15 protein-coding genes are annotated in these 17983 nt (G+C 46.3%); 8 read left to right on the forward strand and 7 right to left on the reverse strand.

All coding sequences use genetic code 11. From position 1 onward, the window contains the following. On the forward strand, window positions 1-375 hold a 375-nt coding region (locus tag ACCI49_RS11640; RefSeq protein ID WP_371837343.1), incomplete at its 5' end, for a transposase. A gap of 228 nt (window positions 376-603) precedes the next feature. On the opposite strand, the gene ACCI49_RS11645 is transcribed toward ACCI49_RS11640, so the two are convergent. Genes ACCI49_RS11645 through ACCI49_RS11660 form a run of 4 tightly spaced genes read right to left on the reverse strand, consistent with a single transcriptional unit; the run spans window position 604 to window position 3036 of the window. Further along, a complete protein-coding gene (locus ACCI49_RS11645; protein ID WP_371839140.1) occupies window positions 604-1452 on the reverse strand; it encodes a CsgG/HfaB family protein in 849 nt (282 codons plus the stop codon). A gap of 51 nt (window positions 1453-1503) precedes the next feature. Then, window positions 1504-1917, reverse strand: coding sequence for a curli assembly protein CsgF (locus ACCI49_RS11650; RefSeq protein ID WP_371839141.1), 414 nt, complete (start codon window positions 1915-1917; stop codon window positions 1504-1506). Further along, window positions 1917-2351 carry a CsgE family curli-type amyloid fiber assembly protein gene (locus ACCI49_RS11655; protein WP_371839142.1) on the reverse strand — a complete coding sequence of 145 codons (435 nt, stop codon included), beginning with the start codon at window positions 2349-2351 and terminating at the stop codon, window positions 1917-1919. The genes ACCI49_RS11650 and ACCI49_RS11655 overlap by 1 nt, the downstream gene beginning before the upstream one ends. Window position 2352: 1 nt before the next feature. Beyond that, window positions 2353-3036: a helix-turn-helix transcriptional regulator gene (locus tag ACCI49_RS11660; RefSeq protein ID WP_371839143.1), complete on the reverse strand. Its 684-nt coding sequence runs from the start codon at window positions 3034-3036 to the stop codon at window positions 2353-2355. 683 nt (window positions 3037-3719) lie between these two features. Between ACCI49_RS11660 and ACCI49_RS11665 the strand changes: the two genes are divergently transcribed. Further along, window positions 3720-5378: an acyl-CoA dehydrogenase family protein gene (locus tag ACCI49_RS11665; RefSeq protein WP_371839144.1), complete on the forward strand. Its 1659-nt coding sequence runs from the start codon at window positions 3720-3722 to the stop codon at window positions 5376-5378. An 80-nt stretch (window positions 5379-5458) separates the two neighbouring features. Here the strand turns inward: ACCI49_RS11665 and ACCI49_RS11670 are convergent, their stop codons facing one another. Further along, window positions 5459-8044, reverse strand: coding sequence for a TonB-dependent receptor (locus tag ACCI49_RS11670; RefSeq protein ID WP_371839145.1), 2586 nt, complete (start codon window positions 8042-8044; stop codon window positions 5459-5461). Between the two features lie 294 nt (window positions 8045-8338). On the opposite strand from ACCI49_RS11670, the gene ACCI49_RS11675 reads away from it, so the two are divergent. From ACCI49_RS11675 to ACCI49_RS11700, 6 genes are all read left to right on the forward strand, one after another. After that, window positions 8339-9664 (forward strand): DUF5690 family protein, encoded by a 1326-nt coding sequence (locus ACCI49_RS11675; protein WP_371839146.1) that lies wholly within the window; start codon window positions 8339-8341, stop codon window positions 9662-9664. An 18-nt stretch (window positions 9665-9682) separates the two neighbouring features. After that, window positions 9683-10867, forward strand: coding sequence for a TIGR03364 family FAD-dependent oxidoreductase (locus ACCI49_RS11680; RefSeq protein ID WP_371839147.1), 1185 nt, complete (start codon window positions 9683-9685; stop codon window positions 10865-10867). Beyond that, complete coding sequence (locus ACCI49_RS11685; RefSeq protein WP_371839148.1) at window positions 10857-11447, forward strand: HD domain-containing protein; 591 nt, start codon at window positions 10857-10859, stop codon at window positions 11445-11447. The genes ACCI49_RS11680 and ACCI49_RS11685 overlap by 11 nt, the downstream gene beginning before the upstream one ends. Window positions 11448-11459: 12 nt before the next feature. Further along, window positions 11460-12269 (forward strand): phosphonoacetaldehyde hydrolase, encoded by an 810-nt coding sequence (phnX, locus tag ACCI49_RS11690; RefSeq protein ID WP_371839150.1) that lies wholly within the window; start codon window positions 11460-11462, stop codon window positions 12267-12269. A 58-nt stretch (window positions 12270-12327) separates the two neighbouring features. Next, on the forward strand, window positions 12328-13029 hold the full coding sequence (locus ACCI49_RS11695) for a UTRA domain-containing protein (protein WP_371839151.1): 702 nt from the start codon (window positions 12328-12330) through the stop codon (window positions 13027-13029). Between the two features lie 334 nt (window positions 13030-13363). After that, window positions 13364-15124 (forward strand): alkaline phosphatase family protein, encoded by a 1761-nt coding sequence (locus tag ACCI49_RS11700; protein WP_371839152.1) that lies wholly within the window; start codon window positions 13364-13366, stop codon window positions 15122-15124. Between the two features lie 4 nt (window positions 15125-15128). Here the strand turns inward: ACCI49_RS11700 and ACCI49_RS11705 are convergent, their stop codons facing one another. Together ACCI49_RS11705 and ACCI49_RS11710 are read right to left on the reverse strand one after the other, a co-directional pair. Then, entirely contained in the window at window positions 15129-15869 is a 741-nt protein-coding gene (locus ACCI49_RS11705) for an SDR family NAD(P)-dependent oxidoreductase (protein WP_371839154.1), read from the reverse strand. Window positions 15870-15901: 32 nt separating this feature from the next. After that, window positions 15902-17947, reverse strand: a complete 2046-nt coding sequence (locus tag ACCI49_RS11710; RefSeq protein WP_371839155.1) for an aminotransferase class I/II-fold pyridoxal phosphate-dependent enzyme — start codon at window positions 17945-17947, stop codon at window positions 15902-15904. Window positions 17948-17983 lie beyond the last annotated feature (36 nt).

Consider the following 17983-nt stretch of genomic DNA (forward strand, 5'->3'; position numbering starts at 1 on the left):
CGTTTTCAAATTTACGAAGGAAGTATGAATGCCGATAGGCTGATTGACTTTCTTAAGCGATTGATCAAAACAGCGGGGCGTAAAGTTTACCTCATTCTGGACAATCTTAGGGTACATCATGCACGATTTGTTAAAGCTTGGCTGGCAGAGCACGAGGATGAGATAGAAATTTATTATTTACCATCATATTCACCTGAACTGAATCCAGATGAGTATTTGAATTGCGACCTTAAAGGGGGCGTTCACAGTGGCATGCCAGCCCGATCCAAGGAGAAGCTAAAAAGGAAAGTGCTTTCTCACATGAGAATGTTACAAAAGAAGCCCGCGCGTGTAGCAGCCTACTTCCGACACGAATCAATTAGGTACGCAGCATAACTGAACTATTTGTCCGCCGGGTTAATATCTAAGAAATAAAACCTTCGAAACTTTCCAAATAAACTTAAAATACTATAAATCCCCAAGTAAATTACACAAGCTTACAGGCAAGATTAGCTTATGAAAAACATAGCAATTCAATAAGAAACTCATGGAGGATGTTTTCTGCCTTCGATAACACGCGCCTATAAATCTGCAAAATCGACCAACTAAATGTACAATAGAGGGCTAGAGAATTTTCACAGTACTCTCAGAGTACTGATCCAAAATAGATGCTGGGTATTCGCTATTATCCCGCAAAGCCCACAGATTTCCATTTACACCATTAGCGATTAGATGGATTACTGCAGATTCTATAGCTGAGAGCACACATAACTGAGCCGGATCATTGGTAGTCATGCCCGCCTCAATTTCCAGTAAACGCTTATACTCAACAAAAGTATAAACATCTCCCTGTATCTGTCGGGACAGTACTTTCTTACTAGTAAGAACACTACTAAGTACCCGACCAGTCCTAACATCAACGGCGCGCAAATTAACAGTTACTTCATCAACACGATACTGTTGAGAAAGCCCAATACCAAAATACCGCGCACCAGCGCCACCAGTTCTAATGTTGGTATCATAAGCGACAATCCCTCCTTCGAGCATTACATTTGCTGACATCAAAGAAGGCAGTTCAAACGGAGGCGCTACCTCCTCCTCTTTCAATGCAGCACGAATTATTTTTCGCTCAGTGAGTAAATTTTGTAATCCTTCTCTTTCCAGGGTAACAAACCAGCCAGATTCATTGAGCACCTGAACCAACATTGAAGCTGCACCTTGAGTAACGGCAGTAGAAAATGAGCTGGATGGAGCTGGTCTATATTGTCCTGTTTGGTCACTAAAACCATAAACTGCTACAACGATTTTCCCTCTGGGAGCCGGCAAATTTACTAAATCTGCATAGGTACTCATTCTGTCTGTCAAAGCTGCCTTCTGGTGACCTGGGCCAAACAATGCATCTCCAGTTTGCTGAAAAAAACTACAACCACTTATAGAAACAAGAAATACTATAAGAAATACTCTCAACAACATCACTACCACTCCCGAAATTCCCAAAAATGCCATCCAATGGCCATATAAACATCAATTTGCCGGATCTAACCCTACAACAACAATTTCAGAAATTTCCCCGGTAACGGCATCCGTAATAGTTATCGTTAAAGTTCCATCTACATCAATAATATTTACAATAAAATCATCCGTTATCAGGGTGCCATTATTACCATCACCAACGTCGGTCAAAAGTTGTGACAATAACCTTGACTCCAAGGTATCAGTAAATCTGTCCAGGGAAGATGACTCAGAGTACGGAGACTTATCAGCCTTGGGATCTCTTTTACTATTCTGTGCACTCGCATTATTTAATAGATAGTTACCATTTAATGGATTCCCACCAAATGATGGATTTACTGGTGTATAGATCAATTCCGTAGCAAAACCAGCCCGCCCTGACACAACAAGGAAAAATGTAGCAACTAAAATTATATGTTTTTTCATCAAATTTCATCCCCAGCTAAGTCCCCATTTTGAGAGAACAGCTCCTGCAATCTTTGTTGACGAATATTGTTGTTAATTTGTGATGCTGCCTGCTCGACTGCCTCCCCAAAACGTCTACGCCCTGGATAAATGACGGTTCGAAATACCTGTTTACCTTCGTATGTCACCCAAACAACACTACCCCATCTTGCTGAAGGCCTCTCGTGAACGGTGAGATTGTAATTAAATTCAGTCAGATTAGAAGTGAGATAGATAGAGAGCGCGCGAGCAAATCCTTGCCCGATACCGCTCACTGTATTATCTATTACCAGTCCCGTCAGAAGAGAATCTTCATTAACAACCCCCTCTTCTTCCTGAGACAAAACATTGGAAGACACCAAGCACAAAAAAACTGTAATAGATAGATTCTTGAAGAAATTATTTAAAGCAATCATCTTATAAATTCTGACTGGCCCAACTACTCGCCTCCAACCGGTTTTTACAGCCTATTTTTCGGTAAATTTTATATAGATGACTCTTAACCGTATGCTCACTAACACAAAGAGCTTCCGCGATATTCGCATTTGTATTGCAATCACAAATTAACTGTAATATCTGCCGCTCTCTTTGTGTTAAGTTTGAAATCTTATCCCGCCACTTCTTTGGCTTCCGATGTTGACGTAGGAAATTATGCAAGACTTCTCTAGGAAACCAGTACTCTCCTGTAAATATTTGCCCTAACCTTTCCATAATTACTTTTGGATCGCATTCAGCAGGCATCATCCCAAGAACCTTCTCCCAATGGAGGACAAAATCCAACTCTTCAGCCTCTTCAACATTAATCAAAACAACATTAGGAGGATTGGATACTACATGAATCCCCCTAAGCAACTGATCCAGATCTGAAGTGAGTAGATCAGCACAGTCAAGAAGGAGATATTCGGTTTTTATCTCCTCAAAGGAGGGTAGTGAAGAAAGCTGAAATATAGAGCACTTAGTCTCAAATTCATCCTCTATTCGACCGGCAAAAATAGAAGTCTGTAGATTGATTGAGGATGTCAAAAAAGCAACAACCGGACCCTTGGATTCCTGATTCTGAGTAACTACTTTAAGACGAGCATAGTCCTTATGCAAATTCATCTGGGTTCCCCCAACATGCGGCCTTATTGTGATGTGTTTTAGTTTCTTTTTCTATTTTTCTATTTTCATTCTTCGATAACTTTTACGTTGAGTTAAATCTATTCGATCAACCCATTTACTGCAACAGGAAGTGATCTAGATGTCAAAAATTCAATCTTAAGTGTGCTAGTGCTACTGTCGAATGTCACTTAATCATACAAAGGTATGATTTTTTGATTCCCAAATCTAGTGTTGGCATTATTTGTTCTAGACTCAAAAATAAAAACATAATTTAAGAAATACCGAGAAACTTATACTAATTCGCAAATTTAATGGATTATTTTCTGATAATTACCAGAATACACATAGAAAGAATGTATGATATATATCCTAAAACATGCAAAGACAAACAAGAAAGGCGAATATCTTTATTCAATAGTTATCAAATAACTAATGTGAATTTTCTTTATAAAAAGATATTGCTTTGAATAAAAATTACGACAACCATCAATTTAATATAAGTCAGTTTTGTTCTGGTACCCATGTGTTGAGACCCAATTCGATCAAATAGTAATCAAGTTTCATTTCATATATGCTATAACACACGGCTTTAAGTATTAATGTTTATGCTCAAACTGGGAAGATGGTACAAACTGAACCATCCAAAACCCATATGTTTACTCTAATCTATAGAGAGTGAAGTTATGGCCGATGACATTCATCCTTCTGCGCATGCATCTACTCACATGGTCAGCAACCAAGTCCCTCCTCTTTGTGGTCACAATTTATATGCAGGTGATCAAGCCCTACAGGAATCCTTATTTTTCAATGGTGGACACTGGTCTGAAAATGACTTACAACGCTATGGAGAAGTATGTGGCAGGCCGGAAATGATTGAACGCGGCTATGCAGCCAACGAGTTCAAACCCATATTTGAAAGCCATGACCGTATTGGTAACCGCATTGACCTAATTCGTTATCATTCCTCATACCACCAGCTAATGCAATTGGCTCTTTCTGAGGGTCTACACAGTGCTCCCTGGGCCGAACCTCGCTCTGGGGCAAATGTCGCAAGAGCAGCGAAATATTACTTACAAACTCAGCTTGAAGCAGGACATGGTTGTCCGGTAACCATGACTTTCGCCTCAATCCCATCGATCCAACTCAACTCAGAAGTTGCCAAGCAGTGGGTCTCCAAAATCTTGAACAGAGGCTATGACGGTAGCAATCGACCATATTTTGAAAAATCTTCCCTGACCATTGGGATGGGAATGACAGAAAAGCAAGGCGGCTCTGATGTGCAAAGCAATACCACTACTGCCATTCCGATGGGTAACGGTACCTATGAATTACTCGGGCACAAGTGGTTTATGTCTGCGCCCATGTGTGATGCTTTTCTGATTTTAGCCCAGGCACCCGGAGGACTCTCCTGCTTTCTAGTTCCCCGCTGGCGTCCGGACGGTAGTAAAAACCGGCTGGAAATTCAGAGGCTCAAAGTGAAAGCCGGTAATGTTTCCAACGCCTCTTCCGAAGTGGAGATGCGAGGTGCTATGGGCTGGTTATTGGGAGAAGAAGGCCGGGGTGTAAATGCAATCATCAAGATGGTGGCCATCACTCGATTCGATTGCATGGTTGGTTCCAGCGGAGGTCAGCGCCAAGCAGTAGTACAGGCTATTTATCATGCTTCAATAAGGAAGGCCTTTGGGCAAAAACTGATTGATCAACCCCTGATGCGTAATGTACTGGCGGACCTGCACTTAGAGGTTGAAGGCTCTATCGCCTTGACTATGCGTATGGCCAGGGCCTTGGACCAAGAAGATCAAGAGCATGAACAAATGCTGTTGCGCCTGGGGGCAGCGGTAGGAAAATATTGGATCTGTAAACGCAGCCCCCACCATGCCTATGAAGCAATGGAGTGTCTGGGAGGTAATGGAGTTATCGAGAACTTTATCACTGCTCGCCTGTACCGCGATGCCCCAATCAATGCAATCTGGGAAGGCTCTGGCAATATTCAAGTTCTGGATGTACTTCGAGCAATCACAAAAACCCCTGTCGTAGTAAATCACTGGCTGGATGAACTCTCGGGCAGTATAGGTTTGAATGCACACTACGATAAAGCTATAGATGCGCTGAAGAAAGAATTTGCGGACTTGGACCAGTTTGAATATCGGGCGCGTACCATTGTTGATCGAATGGCGCTTACTATGCAGGCCCATCTACTTCTTCAGTTAGGCAATGAGGCAGTAAGTGATGCATTTATTCAATCTAGATTGGAAAGTAAAGGAATACACAGCACAGGTAGTCTTCCCAAAAATATTGACATTGAAACACTACTCAAACGCGGAGATCCTCTTTCGATATAAGTGAATAATATTTCAGTAAGCTCTCAGAATCAAAATATTCAGTATTTTCCAGATATTTTGATTCTGAGAGCGATGATCAATTAGAAAAAGCTATAGCGAAAGCCCAATTGGCCGCGCACCCCGTAATACTCCACCTGTTTCGGCCTATCTTCATTACCAATATAATAAGTCAGTGGCTCATTAGTGAGGTTCAAAGCCTCCGCAAAGATAACCAGATTATCATTCAGCGTATAATTTGCACTCATATCGAGACTGGTATAGGCCCCGTAGTATTGATCTTCCTCTTTACTGGCACCATGCTCCTCAACATACTCCCCTTTGTGATTTTGAGCCAGGCGGATGGAAAAAGCACCGTCGTCATAATAGATAGAGAGATTATGCAATAAATTAGCCTGACGAGAAATTGGGACAGACTCTTCACGACCCGGAATGTGCATTTCCGAATCCATTAAAGTGACATTTGCCGATACCCCAATATTTGAAAGAAATCCTGGTAAGAAGTCCAGTCTGCGCACTAAGTTAAACTCCAAGCCCTTCAGCCAGGCATCATCACCATTTTCTGGGCTGTAGATATCGACTCCTGAGACCCCATTATATTCACCTTCTTTAACATCTGTAAAAATTGGATCGGTAATACTCTTATAGAACATACCCGCAGATAATATGCCGGAATCGTTGAAATAATATTCATACATCATATCCAGATTCCAAGAGTAAGTGGGATCAAGATCTGGATTACCACCAATAAACTCATTATCGTGCTCGGCATAGTAACCTCCAGGATTCAGGTCACCAAAATCTGGCCTGGCAAAGGTTCTCGCTAGAGCGAAGCGAATGTTGCTGTCTTCAGTAATTGCATACCTTATATGCGCCGATGGTAAAACCGATAAATACTCTTTATCACCATTAAACGGCATCAGATATCCATTGCCAGTTTCATCGTCGACAAATACTTGGCTATCCACCTCAGTTTGTGTCTGAGTGAGTCGCAATCCCGCTACTAAAGTGATTCTATCTGAAGGTTCATGAGTACCCATTCCATATGCGGAAAGGTGCCTCTCAGTTAGCTCAAAATTTCGCCCAAGCGCTCCGCCATTTTCCACCAGGGCGGATTCTTCGGGAACCAAAATAAATTTATCCCGGTTTTGATTCCAAAAGCTTTCCAACTGGGACATTGAAGCGACTTGGGAGAACTGTGACTCGTAGTTAATATCCAATTCAGATAAGTAATCATTTCTGCCTGGTTGGTCAGACAAGGAGAAATCCGCAAGTACCGGTGCTGGGCCGTAATTGTCCTCATCCCAAGCGTAAAACTCGTCTGAAAATTCGGAAACTCGTTCCTTATCTCGATATTTTATCCCGAATTTTAATTCCAACTCGCTGGAAAGCTCAGAGGTAAAGTCGAAAGAAGCTACCACTTTGTCCTTTTCGTTGACATACACCTTGTAAAGCTCAACCCAAGACAGGCTGGACTGAGCAGGGTCCATTACAAAACCATCGGTAAGATGAGTAGGAATATTTTCTGCCGGATCGGTGCCGCCATCGATCTGGTTATAGGCCAGCCCATCTTCATCCAATCCAATGTAGCCCACATCTGTTTGATCAAAGCGCATTACGAAGTATGAGCTATCATCTTTATTAGGTGTGTTCCCGTAGCGGAACTCATTATCATAACTGGCCAAACTCCAATCAAGTTGATTATCTTCTCCGATAAAATGCTCTCCACCGAGTTCAAAACCCTGCATGCGAGTAATCAACGTGTTGTGAATATGCTGGAGTTCCATTCTATCCTTATCAAATCTCAGCCTGTGCTTATAGTGGACCTCCTCATCCTCCAAGGTCCCATACAAGCCGCGAGCAAACAACTTGCCTCCATCGTCTAATAGGTATTCGGTAGCAAGATTTAATCCCAGGGTTTCCCTTGTTCCTGTATAGTCCCGTAACTCCAGGCGATATATTCCTTCTCCTTTACGACGGGGCTCATAATTATCTGTCGCCCAGTCCCTGCTCCACCCGGTCACATTGGCAAGAAAACCCCACTTACCATCTTCACTCCTATCCCCATAAAGAACACTCATGGATTTAATATCGCCATCGGCTTTATCGGCATAGCCACCCGACATGGATATATCCAGAGTGCGTTCTTCCGGAGCTGTACGGGTAATAAAGTTAACATTCCCTCCAATGGAGTCCCCTTCCTGGTCCGCAGTGACAGCCTTGGAAACTTCGATACGCTCAATTAGTTCCGATGGGAAGAAATCAAAGGCCGTAGCCCTGCTGGTAGTTTCTTCTTCTGCAGATGGCAAGCGGTGACCATTGAGACTGGAAGAGCTCCACTGGGATGGAAGGCCGCGTACAGCCACGAAACGTCCTTCCCCCTGGTCGCGCTCAATAGAGACGCCCGCAACTCTTTGAACTGCCTCCGCAGCATTACGATCAGGCAGCTTGCCAATACCATCTGCCGATACCACATTGACAATACGGTTGGATTCCCGCTGTATCTCCAGGGAGCGCAACTCAGTATCAAACATACGCCCGAGCACCACCACTTCTTCTATACCAGTATCATCCTGGGCGCTCTGCTCACTAGTTTCCTCTGCATATACATAACTAACCTGCCCCGTCATCAAAGCTATAGCTGCAGGCAATAACTTGGCACGAATCATTCTCCACCCCCTGTCTCAATCAAAATATGATTGGCAATTTTTCATCGAAACAAATTTAACTTGCTCGACCATCACCATAAATCTGGACTAGACCAGAATCCTAGTTTGCAGGTATGACGTTTGTATAACAGAAGTATGAATATTCTCCCCTTCACTCTCTAGCCAGGTATGTATTTTGTTAAATTTTGCCAACACGTTGGAAATAGGTTCCTGGTTTTCACATAAGTTCTGTCACAAAACTGCAATCGCTGGCCCCTAGAATCTGGTCTAGACCAGAAGCAACTGTTAACCAGTATGGAAAATATTACTAATGGACCGGCGTCCACTTCCCGTAAAGCTAAGAGTAGTGAGCTGTTCCTACTGCTCTTTTCTGGAGTCGCTGCCTTTTTAACTTACTTCTGCATGTATGCTTTTCGTAAACCCTTTGCAGCAGCCTCTTTTTCTGACATTTCCGGTTGGGAGTTTATTCTCGACTACAAGACCGCGCTGATTATTTCTCAAGTACTCGGCTATGCGTTTTCAAAAATTATTGGAATTAAGGTTGTCTCAGAGTTGCGCCCGTTACAGCGCGGCAGGTTATTGATACTCCTGGTTCTTGCCAGCCACCTGGCCCTGGTGGCATTCGCATTGATCCCTGCTCCCTATAATGTGGCCATGCTTTTTTTAAATGGCTTTCCTCTGGGAATGGTTTGGGGCTTGGTGTTCAGCTATCTGGAAGGACGTCGCCTTACGGAAGCACTGGGCGCAATTTTATGTGTCAGCTTGATCGTCTCTTCAGGAGCCGTAAAAGCGGTAGCTGCATACTTAATGCTGGAATGGAATGTGTCTGAGCTGTGGATGCCTGCGGCGGTTGGAATACTATTTTTACCTGGCCTGCTTCTATCAACATTTTCACTCAGTAGAATACCCCAGCCCAGTCAAGCCGATATCCGTGCGCGCAAACAACGGGTACCGATGACAACAGAAATGCGCTGGAATTTTGTTGGCGAAACTAACTTGGGGCTCTTAGCCTTAATAATGACCTATGTATTCCTAACTGCATTTCGCGATTTCACTGATAATTTTGCTGCGGAGCTATGGCAAGCTTTAGGACATGATGAAGCACCCCATATTTTCCTGACCAGTACCCTGCCTGTGGCACTGGTAGTACTAGGTTCCCTGGCACTACTTATTTTTGTACGCAACAACTACCGTGCATTGCAGCTGAATCAGTTATTAGTGGCGGCAGGGGGAGCTGCTTGTATTGCATCAACTCTCGCTTTTGAGGCAGGTATCATATCAGGAGCGGCCTGGATGATCGCGATAAATATCGGACTCTATATCGGCTATGTTCCGTTTAACTGTTTACTATTTGAACGCTTGGTCGCCTGCACCAAAAGCCTTGGTAACGCTGGATTTGTTATTTATCTGGCAGATAGCTCAGGCTATATCGGTAGTATCGGTGTCATGCTGTATAAAACATTCGCGCAGCCTGACCTAAACTGGCTAGAGTTTACCCTGCAGTTTTCCTACGTCACCGGTTTTGTATGCATTCTGCTAATGTTGTTCTCACTTCTTTTCTTCCACCGCCTGCGCCGCAAACAATCTTCACGGTCAGGGCTTGCTACTTCTCCAGCGTAAAAAGGCTATAGAAAAGTTATGAAGTTTGATATCGCCATTGTTGGTGCAGGAGTATTAGGTAGCTTTTCCGCTTACCATGCACTCAAAGCAGGAAAAACAGTATTGCTAATTGATGCCAGCACTAATCCCCACGGAGCGACAGTACGCAATTTTGGACAAGTAGTGCCATCAGGTATGAATCTGAACTTGTGGCGAAATCTGGGACGGCGATCACTGGAAATTTACGGCGAGTTGACATCATTTATGCATGATGCACTCTGGCAGCACGGATCTCTCTATGTAGCTTCCTCTATAGAAGAGGCAGGTCTTCTAGAGGAAATGCATGAAATTAATCGCGAAACTAACTACTCATCCAAGCTTCTTACATCGACCCAATGCCGCAAGCATATTTCACCACTAAAGCAGAGTTATTGTCACGGTGGTCTCTTCTATCCGCAGGAAATGAGTGCCGAAAGCACTCTGCTAATGAAGTATTTTTGGAAGCTACTTAAGGATGAGATAAATCTCCACTTTAAAAGAGCTTCTCTAGTAATAGCCGTCGAGAAAGTTATTAACGGTATTGAGATTCGTTGCTCAAATGGAGAAATCTATATTTCGGAGCAGGTGCTGATTTGTTGTGGCCACCAACTTAGCCGCATATTCCCACAATTATTGCAAACAGAGGAAATGCAACTCAGTAAGTTGCAGATGTTACGTACCCAACCCATTGTGGGGGTCAAGGTTCCGGGGAATCTGCTAACCGGCCTGACTATACGTCGCTATGAGGCATTCAAGAGTTATCCCAACTATAAAAACTTACCAGCACCCCAGATTGGTCCAGACTTAGGAAAGTTTGGAATTCACCTGCTGCTTCGTCAGTCTACCGATGGCAGCATCATCATCGGTGACTCCCATGAGTACTTCTCTGCCCAAGATTCAGAGACCTTGGACTATGAGTTCCGTCAGGAAATATCCACGCTGATGGTGGCTGAAGCCAAACGTATCCTTGATCTCCCCCATTGTAATATAGCCAGGACTTGGAACGGCTATTACAGCCAGGAAAATAGTCGAGAAGTACTCCTCACTTCTGCAGCGGAAAATATTCATTTGGTGACGGGTATTGGAGGAAAAGGTATGACAACCGGGCCCGCACTTATGGAGCGGGTAATAAAGAGTATTTTTGAAGAAAATTCTTTAGAGGAGTGCTTGATCTATGATCAATGAAGCGGTGAATGAAATACGTCAATTGTTTTTGCAATATGGAGACATAAACCTCGGGGAGAACTGTACACAACTACAGCATGCCGCTCAGTGCGCGGCCCTAGCAGAACGCTCTGATAATTCTGATGATCTGGTTGTTGCCGCATTTTTGCACGATATCGGCCACCTTTATGCCATAAAGGAAAAAATGCCCGGAATAGATTCCGAAGGTTACAGCGAACATGATCGTATTGGCGCTGACTTGCTAGGGCGTTGGGGGTTTCCCAGCACGGTTACCATGCCCATCGCCTTACACGTTCAGGCCAAGAGATTTCTAATGAGTACGAAAAGTAATTATGAAGCACGGCTCTCCAGTGCCAGCCGGAAAACTCTTACAAAGCAGGGCGAGGAGATGAGCGATCAAGAGCAATATGAATTTCTACAAGATCCCTTCGCCAGGGATGCCCTGACCCTGCGTGAGTGGGATGATGCAGGAAAAGTACCAGGGTTAGATGTAGCTCCTTTAGATCACTGGCTAAGGGCCTGTGCAAAGGTACTTAATCGCCAAGTAACCACCCACCCTAGCCCCTCAGACATCAACTAAAGGAAGTCATCCATGGAACCTCTACAATTAAAAGCTGTTATCTTCGATTGGGCCGGAACATTAGTGGATTTTGGCTCCCGCGCTCCACTGCGTGCATTTATGCAGGTTTTTGCTGATGCAGGAATTACTGTCAGCGAGGAACAAACCCGTATTCCAATGGGTACAGAGAAAAAAGAACATATTCGCCGTATGTTACAGCAGGAATCCATTCAAGTTTCCTGGCAAGAGGTGCACGGACGCCCGTCCCAGGAATCCAATATAGACAAACTGTATCAGCAGCTGGCCCCATTACAGATTCAGGAAATCGATAAGCATAGTCAAATAGTACCGGGGGCTGACAAACTGTTTATTCACTTGCGTGAGCGTAATTTACGTATCGGTAGCACCACCGGCTACAGCCGCGAGATGATTGAGGGAATGCTGGCAAACGCTCAACAACAAGGGCTGAAACCCGACTGTGTCGTTGCAGCGGATGAAGCTGCAGGCGCACGACCTGGGCCCGCTGCCGCATTAAAGAATGTGATTGAAATGGAAATCCCTTCCGTCAGCCAATGCGTTAAGGTTGATGACACCGCCGCAGGCATTCACGAGGGGCACAATGCCGGCATGTGGACGGTTGCGGTGGTACTTTCCGGCAATGCTTCAGGGTTATCCCTGGATAGCTGGCAAGCACTTTCAGAGGAGGAAAAAAGAATTCAAAGCTGTAGTGCCTATCAAAAACTGGAAAGTTGTGGCGCCCACTATTTAATAGACAATATCAGTAAGCTTGAACCCGTGTTGGTCGATATCAATCGTCGACTGGCTCTTGGACAACGCCCCTGATAGGCTATAACAATACCCCTCGGTATCCAGGCTAAAGACCAAATCCAAGAGAACTATTGTGTCCTCCAGTTACGATGATATTAAGACCCATGTTCAACTGTTGATCAGTAATGGTCGCCTGGCCGCCAATCAAAAGCTGCCCGCCGAGCGAGAGCTGGCGGAGCAGCTGCAAGTCACACGTATTACCTTGCGAGACGGTTTAAACCGCCTTGAGGGGGAGGGGCTGGTCTACCGGCAAAATCGCCGAGGCTGGTTTGTCGCACCAAATCGGTTTGTGATCAACCCTGCACAAAAGGTCAATTTCAATTCCATGGCTCGGCAGCAGGGTTTTAAACCGACAACCAAAGTACTGGGATTCCGCAAGCTGACCGCGCGACGCGATATTTACTCAGCCTTTAACGCCAATAAAAGCAGCAAATATTTTGAAATGCGAAGAGTCCGCTACCTGGACCAACGGGCAGTTATGGTAGAGGAAAGTTATCTTCCCGCAGAGCGCTTTTCCGGGTTATCTGACTTAGATTTATCCGGATCTGTTACAGAAATATTACAGGATAGCTACGCAGTAAATATTATTCAAGAACGCTGTAATATTCAGGGTGCCAACTTGGAATTGCTTTGTGCTGGGCCATTAGGCATCCCCGCTGGCGCTCCGAGCCTGAAAATTACAAGGCTCCGCTTTGATTCCGGTGAGCACCTGATTGATTATAATATTGAATACTGGCTACCTCATGCCATAGAAATGGAAGTCGCCACCCGGTAGTTTCCTCCTCCCGCTCTTACTACTGGGTCAGAAGGAAAGAATATATTGCACTCGAGACGCGCTGTGAATACATCCCTGTAAGCTCGTAATCGGCATCCATGCCTCATACGGTCCCGAGCGTAGTATATTCTTTCCTTCCCTCTTTTTAGTATCTATAGGATTCTTTGCCACTGATTTTTTACTAAGGGGCACTTGTTAGTTGTTAGATTTTAAGTAGCAGTCTTTTCTTTGCAGTATCGCAGTAAAAATCCCTTCATTGGCATTTAACAACCATTGTCTATCCTAACACTTCTGGTCTAGACCAGATATTAATCACAAATACAGGATATTCGATATGAAACTACTCATCTCCTGCCTGTTGTTCATCGCACTGGTTTCCAGCACCCAATCCATTTTTGCCCAGCAGAGTAAGAAGGTGCTTCTAATTGGCGTTGATGGGCTACAGTACGAAAAGCTCAAGGACATAGACACCCCCAATTATGACCGATTAATTCTACACAAAGCCTATACCGGTGGCATTAAGGGCACCCCAAGTCAACAAGACACTAAAAGTGGTCCTGGCTGGTCCACTATTCTGACAGGAGTTTGGGTGGATAAACACCAAGTCACCTCCAATAACTCTGGCCTGGCCAATGCCGAATTCCCAAGTTTATTTAAACGAATTAAAGAAGCAGACAACAATCTCTGGGTGGGCAGCATATCGCATTGGAGCCCTATTAATACCAATTTCTTTACCGCAGATCTGGAGCAGGCGGACCTGGTTTTAAGTGGTCTTTCGGATGCAGATGTCACTGCACGCGGGGTTCAGGAAATATCTTCTGGCCATGTGGATTTCCTGTTCCTGCACCTGGATGACCCCGATGGTGCCGGCCATAGTTCCTGTTTTGGCGATCACTATAATGAAAGCATTCTCACAAGTGATGCTCAGCTGGGCGCTCTGTTAGACGCCGTAGATACACGTATTGCAGCAGGTGAAGAATGGTTGGTACTGGTCACTACAGACCACGGCCGTGATTCTCGCGGCTGCGGGCACGGGGCACAAACTGCCAGTGAAAAAACAATTTTTATTGGCAGCAACCTGCCATTAAATGCTGAGCACAGCGAATACATTGAAGATATTCACAATAAGGATTTTAACGGAATTTATGGCCACGCAGCACAAACATCTATTGCACCAACGGTGCTACGTTTTATGGATATTGAGCTGCAAACGACCTGGAAGCTGGATGGCAATCCACTGATTGGTAATCCTGGAACGCGTAAAATGATGGCTGCTGATAATAGGACCATAAAATGGTATTCCGCAAATAGTGGCCCCGTGGAAATCCACCAGAACGATCAGCTCATTGATGTGGTCGACGCCAGCTCACAAAGCTGGACTGACTATACAGGGGCCGATGGAGTCCTGGATTATGTATTCGTTTATAATGATACCCCGGTTGCTCTGCGTAAATCCGCCCTGGAAATTATTGCCGGTCTCGACTGGAGTGGTTCGCGCGCTTACTATTTTCGTGGTGACAATCATTATGTACGCTATAACAAAATCCTGGACAAGGCCTCTAGCGGCTATCCGCACACAACAGATAACAATAGTTGGTCGGGTTTGGGAGACTATGCAGACTTGGTTGTCGCAGCATTTAAAGCCAGCAGCGACAAAGGCTATTTCTTCTTAAATGATGGGCGTTACCTGCGCTACGACCTCGATGAAGATCGGGTAGATTCCGGCTACCCCAAACTGGTGGATAACAATAGCTGGCCGGGTATGGCTATCTACGCTACAAAAATTCGCGCGGCCCTGAAATGGCCTAATGGCAAAGTATATTTCTTTCTCGATGACGGAAATTATTTACGCTATGACTTGGAGGAAGATCAACTTGACAGCGGTTACCCACAGCCTGTCAATGACAGCACTTGGCCGGGGCTCGGCGCCTATGCCACTGAGATTACTGCTGCCCACCAGTGGAACGCTTTTCGCGCTTATTTCTTCCTGAAAAACCAGCGCTATATACGCTACTCCATCACATCTGATCAGGCATACAGCGGATATCCGCGAACAACAGACGATGACACCTGGCCCGGCTTGATGAGCCCCTGATTCACTACCAGGGCAGGCGGCTGCCATCCCAAAAAAAAAGGTTGCCGCTATCGGCGGGCGTCAGTTGTTGTAATACATCCACAATACGCCCGGCACTCAGTGTCGGGCTGTATAATTTTCCCGGCGCAAGGTTGCCCTGAAAGGGTTTGGAAAGTGCGGTATCCGTAGTGCCCGGATGAATTGCTACCACACAACTATTTTCCAATCGGCGCCCCCATTCAATAGACAGGTTTTTTACCAGCATATTGAGCGACGCCTTGCTAATACGATAGCTATACCAGCCCCCCAACTCATTATCGCCGATACTACCCACCTTGGCGGACAGGGATGCCCACAGCAGCGACTGCTTGCGGTGTAACTTTCTATCCAGCGCCTGTGCCAGGTGCATATGGGTGAGGAGATTGATACGCATAGACCGTATCAGCCAGTCGTCCTCACATTGAGCCAGAGATTTTTCCGGACCGTGGAATTCATCGTGCAACAATCCACAACAGTTAATCACCCAGTCGGGCGGAGAGGAAAGTTCAGAGAGGAAAGTCTCGACAGGCTTGGTAGAGTGCTCGTCGGCGAGCGAGACTGTCAAGTGACGGCGCTCACCGGCGTGCCCAGGTACCCGATCCACAGCACCACGGCTCAAAGTTACCAAAGTAATTTGGGGATAGCGCCGAACAATTTCGGCGCCTATCGCACGAGCCAAGCCACCCGACGCACCAGCCAGTAATACCACTCTTGGTTGATCAAACATACCGGCCTCCATGCCGGATAGCTAGTGTGGTTTTATTTCGCCTTTTTGCCGCCGGACTTTTTGTCTTTGTTTTCTGATTTTTCTGGGACTTCCTTGACCACACGTAGCATAGGCTCATCGGAACGGAAAATCAGGCCGTGAATCTCCGTAGTATTCTGCCCCTGCAATAACTGCTGCAGGTACTGCACTATCTGCTCGGAGATCTCCTGGCCAGGTACCAGTACAGGGATGCCCGGCGGGTAAGGCACTATCTCATCGGCGCTGGTGCGACCAATAAGATTCTGTGTAGCGTCTACCCCATTGTCCATCAACGGCAACTCTTCCGTATCGGCAAAGTAGGCGTCCGCCGGCAGACAGGTGAAGCGGGTAAACTCAGGCAGGCGGCGCGGAGTACCGACATGAATACGCTTGTGAGTAGTTCCTGCCAGCTGCTTAAGTGCATGAATCAAGCGCAACAATTTACTCTCGGTGCTGCCCAGGGTTACCAGTACCGTGATGGTATTGTAGGTGGTCTTCTCCACTTGAATGCCGTACTGGTCGAACAGCTTGATCTGCATCTCGTTGCCCGAGTAACCGCTGCGGGAAATATCGATGGTTACCTTGGTGGGATCCAGGCCGATATTGTCACCCGCTAGAGGCTCAGCAATCAGGTCATCGCGGGTGAGGGCTCGGAATACACCGGTTTCATTGACTGCGCGGCGCAGGGTTTCCACCATCTGCAGGCACTGCTTAAGGCGTCCATAGCCCTCCATCGCCATCTGCTTACGCGCCACATCGAGGCTGGCAATCATGGCATATTGAGGGCTGGTAGACGCGTGCATGTTCAGGTTTTCACGGAAGCGGAACTCATCGAAATCCGGGTCCTGCACATGAATCATGCTGGCCTGGGAGAAAGCCGACAGCATCTTGTGGGTACTCTGGGTCACGTAGTCGGCACCACACTCAAGCGCGGTCGGACGCAGCTCCGGGTGGAAGAAGCCGTGGGCAAACCAGGCCTCATCGACCAGCACCTTGACACCGCGCTCATGGGCGTAATCGATAATAGGCTTCAAATCGTAGCGCAGACCATCGTAGGTGCAGGAAGTGATGACCAGTAAGCGCGCGTCGCTATGCTCATCAAGTGCCGCTTCAATATCAGAGCGCTTTACCGGGCCATAAATGCCGAATTCGGGGTGCAGTACCGATTTCAGGTAAACCGGCTCACAGCGGTTCATCACTATCGCGTGGTGTACAGACTTATGGCAGGCCTGGTCGACAATAATCTTGCCGCCGCCACCGAGGATCTGTTGAATCACTACCTTGTTGGCAGTGGAAGTGCCATTGGTCAGGAAAAAGGTGTGGCGCGAACCAAATGCCTGAGCGGCCAGGTCCTGTGCTTCCTGAATTACCGAATGCGGTTCCAGCAGGCTGTCCAGTATCTGCACCGAAACAGACAAATCTGTATTGAAAACATGCTCGCCCATAAATCGGTAAAAATCCCCTACCCAGGGACTATTACGCAAGCTGTCGCCACCGGAGTGGCCAGGTGTATGCCAGGCGTCACGTGCGGAGAATACATATTCCTTTAGCGTATCGGCAAAGGGGGTGGAGGCGCGGCGGGCAATAAACGCCTGCACCAGGCGGAACATATGGTTGAAATTGCCCTCGCGACGATCAAACAGCTCATCGAAGCGGCGGCGCAGGTTGGCGAGGGATTCGGCTCCCGCCTCACCGGCCGGCGAGGTGGCACCGGCAATATCACTGTGTGCCACCAGGAATATATTGAGTTGGGAGCGCAGCGCATGAATACGGTCGGCCAACTGGTCGGCCGCTCGCAGGCCTTTGGCGTCATTGCCTCCATCCACAATAACCGCTTGTAAGCGATCTTCATCTCGCGCCAGGCGCTCTACATCAGCGGGAGCTATCGCTTCAAAATGCAGTCCGAAAGGATTTTCATGGCGGGTAGCGGTGCTGTTCAGGGCAGTGATCCAGTCCCCCGCCAACTTGCTGTCTGCACTCACCAGAGCGATATGACACTCCAGCTTCTGCGCGCTGTCATTCAGGTTGCCCAATTCAGGCATTTTCAATTCCAAGCCCATATTCTTATCCACCAGCATAGCCTGCAACTTGCTGCA

This window comes from Microbulbifer epialgicus (assembly GCF_041447265.1).
Lineage (GTDB): Bacteria > Pseudomonadota > Gammaproteobacteria > Pseudomonadales > Cellvibrionaceae > Microbulbifer > Microbulbifer epialgicus.

Bases quoted from the DNA above. Each gene is read 5' to 3' on its own strand.
- ACCI49_RS11645 (WP_371839140.1), bottom strand. From the start codon at position 1,452: ATGTTGTTGAGAGTATTTCTTATAGTATTTCTTGTTTCTATAAGTGGT.
- ACCI49_RS11650 (WP_371839141.1), bottom strand. From the start codon at position 1,917: ATGAAAAAACATATAATTTTAGTTGCTACATTTTTCCTTGTTGTGTCA.
- ACCI49_RS11655 (WP_371839142.1), bottom strand. From the start codon at position 2,351: ATGATTGCTTTAAATAATTTCTTCAAGAATCTATCTATTACAGTTTTT.
- ACCI49_RS11660 (WP_371839143.1), bottom strand. From the start codon at position 3,036: ATGAATTTGCATAAGGACTATGCTCGTCTTAAAGTAGTTACTCAGAAT.
- ACCI49_RS11665 (WP_371839144.1), top strand. From the start codon at position 3,720: ATGGCCGATGACATTCATCCTTCTGCGCATGCATCTACTCACATGGTC.
- ACCI49_RS11670 (WP_371839145.1), bottom strand. From the start codon at position 8,044: ATGATTCGTGCCAAGTTATTGCCTGCAGCTATAGCTTTGATGACGGGG.
- ACCI49_RS11675 (WP_371839146.1), top strand. From the start codon at position 8,339: ATGGAAAATATTACTAATGGACCGGCGTCCACTTCCCGTAAAGCTAAG.
- ACCI49_RS11680 (WP_371839147.1), top strand. From the start codon at position 9,683: ATGAAGTTTGATATCGCCATTGTTGGTGCAGGAGTATTAGGTAGCTTT.
- ACCI49_RS11685 (WP_371839148.1), top strand. From the start codon at position 10,857: ATGATCAATGAAGCGGTGAATGAAATACGTCAATTGTTTTTGCAATAT.
- phnX (WP_371839150.1), top strand. From the start codon at position 11,460: ATGGAACCTCTACAATTAAAAGCTGTTATCTTCGATTGGGCCGGAACA.
- ACCI49_RS11700 (WP_371839152.1), top strand. From the start codon at position 13,364: ATGAAACTACTCATCTCCTGCCTGTTGTTCATCGCACTGGTTTCCAGC.
- ACCI49_RS11705 (WP_371839154.1), bottom strand. From the start codon at position 15,869: ATGTTTGATCAACCAAGAGTGGTATTACTGGCTGGTGCGTCGGGTGGC.
- ACCI49_RS11710 (WP_371839155.1), bottom strand. From the start codon at position 17,947: ATGGGCTTGGAATTGAAAATGCCTGAATTGGGCAACCTGAATGACAGC.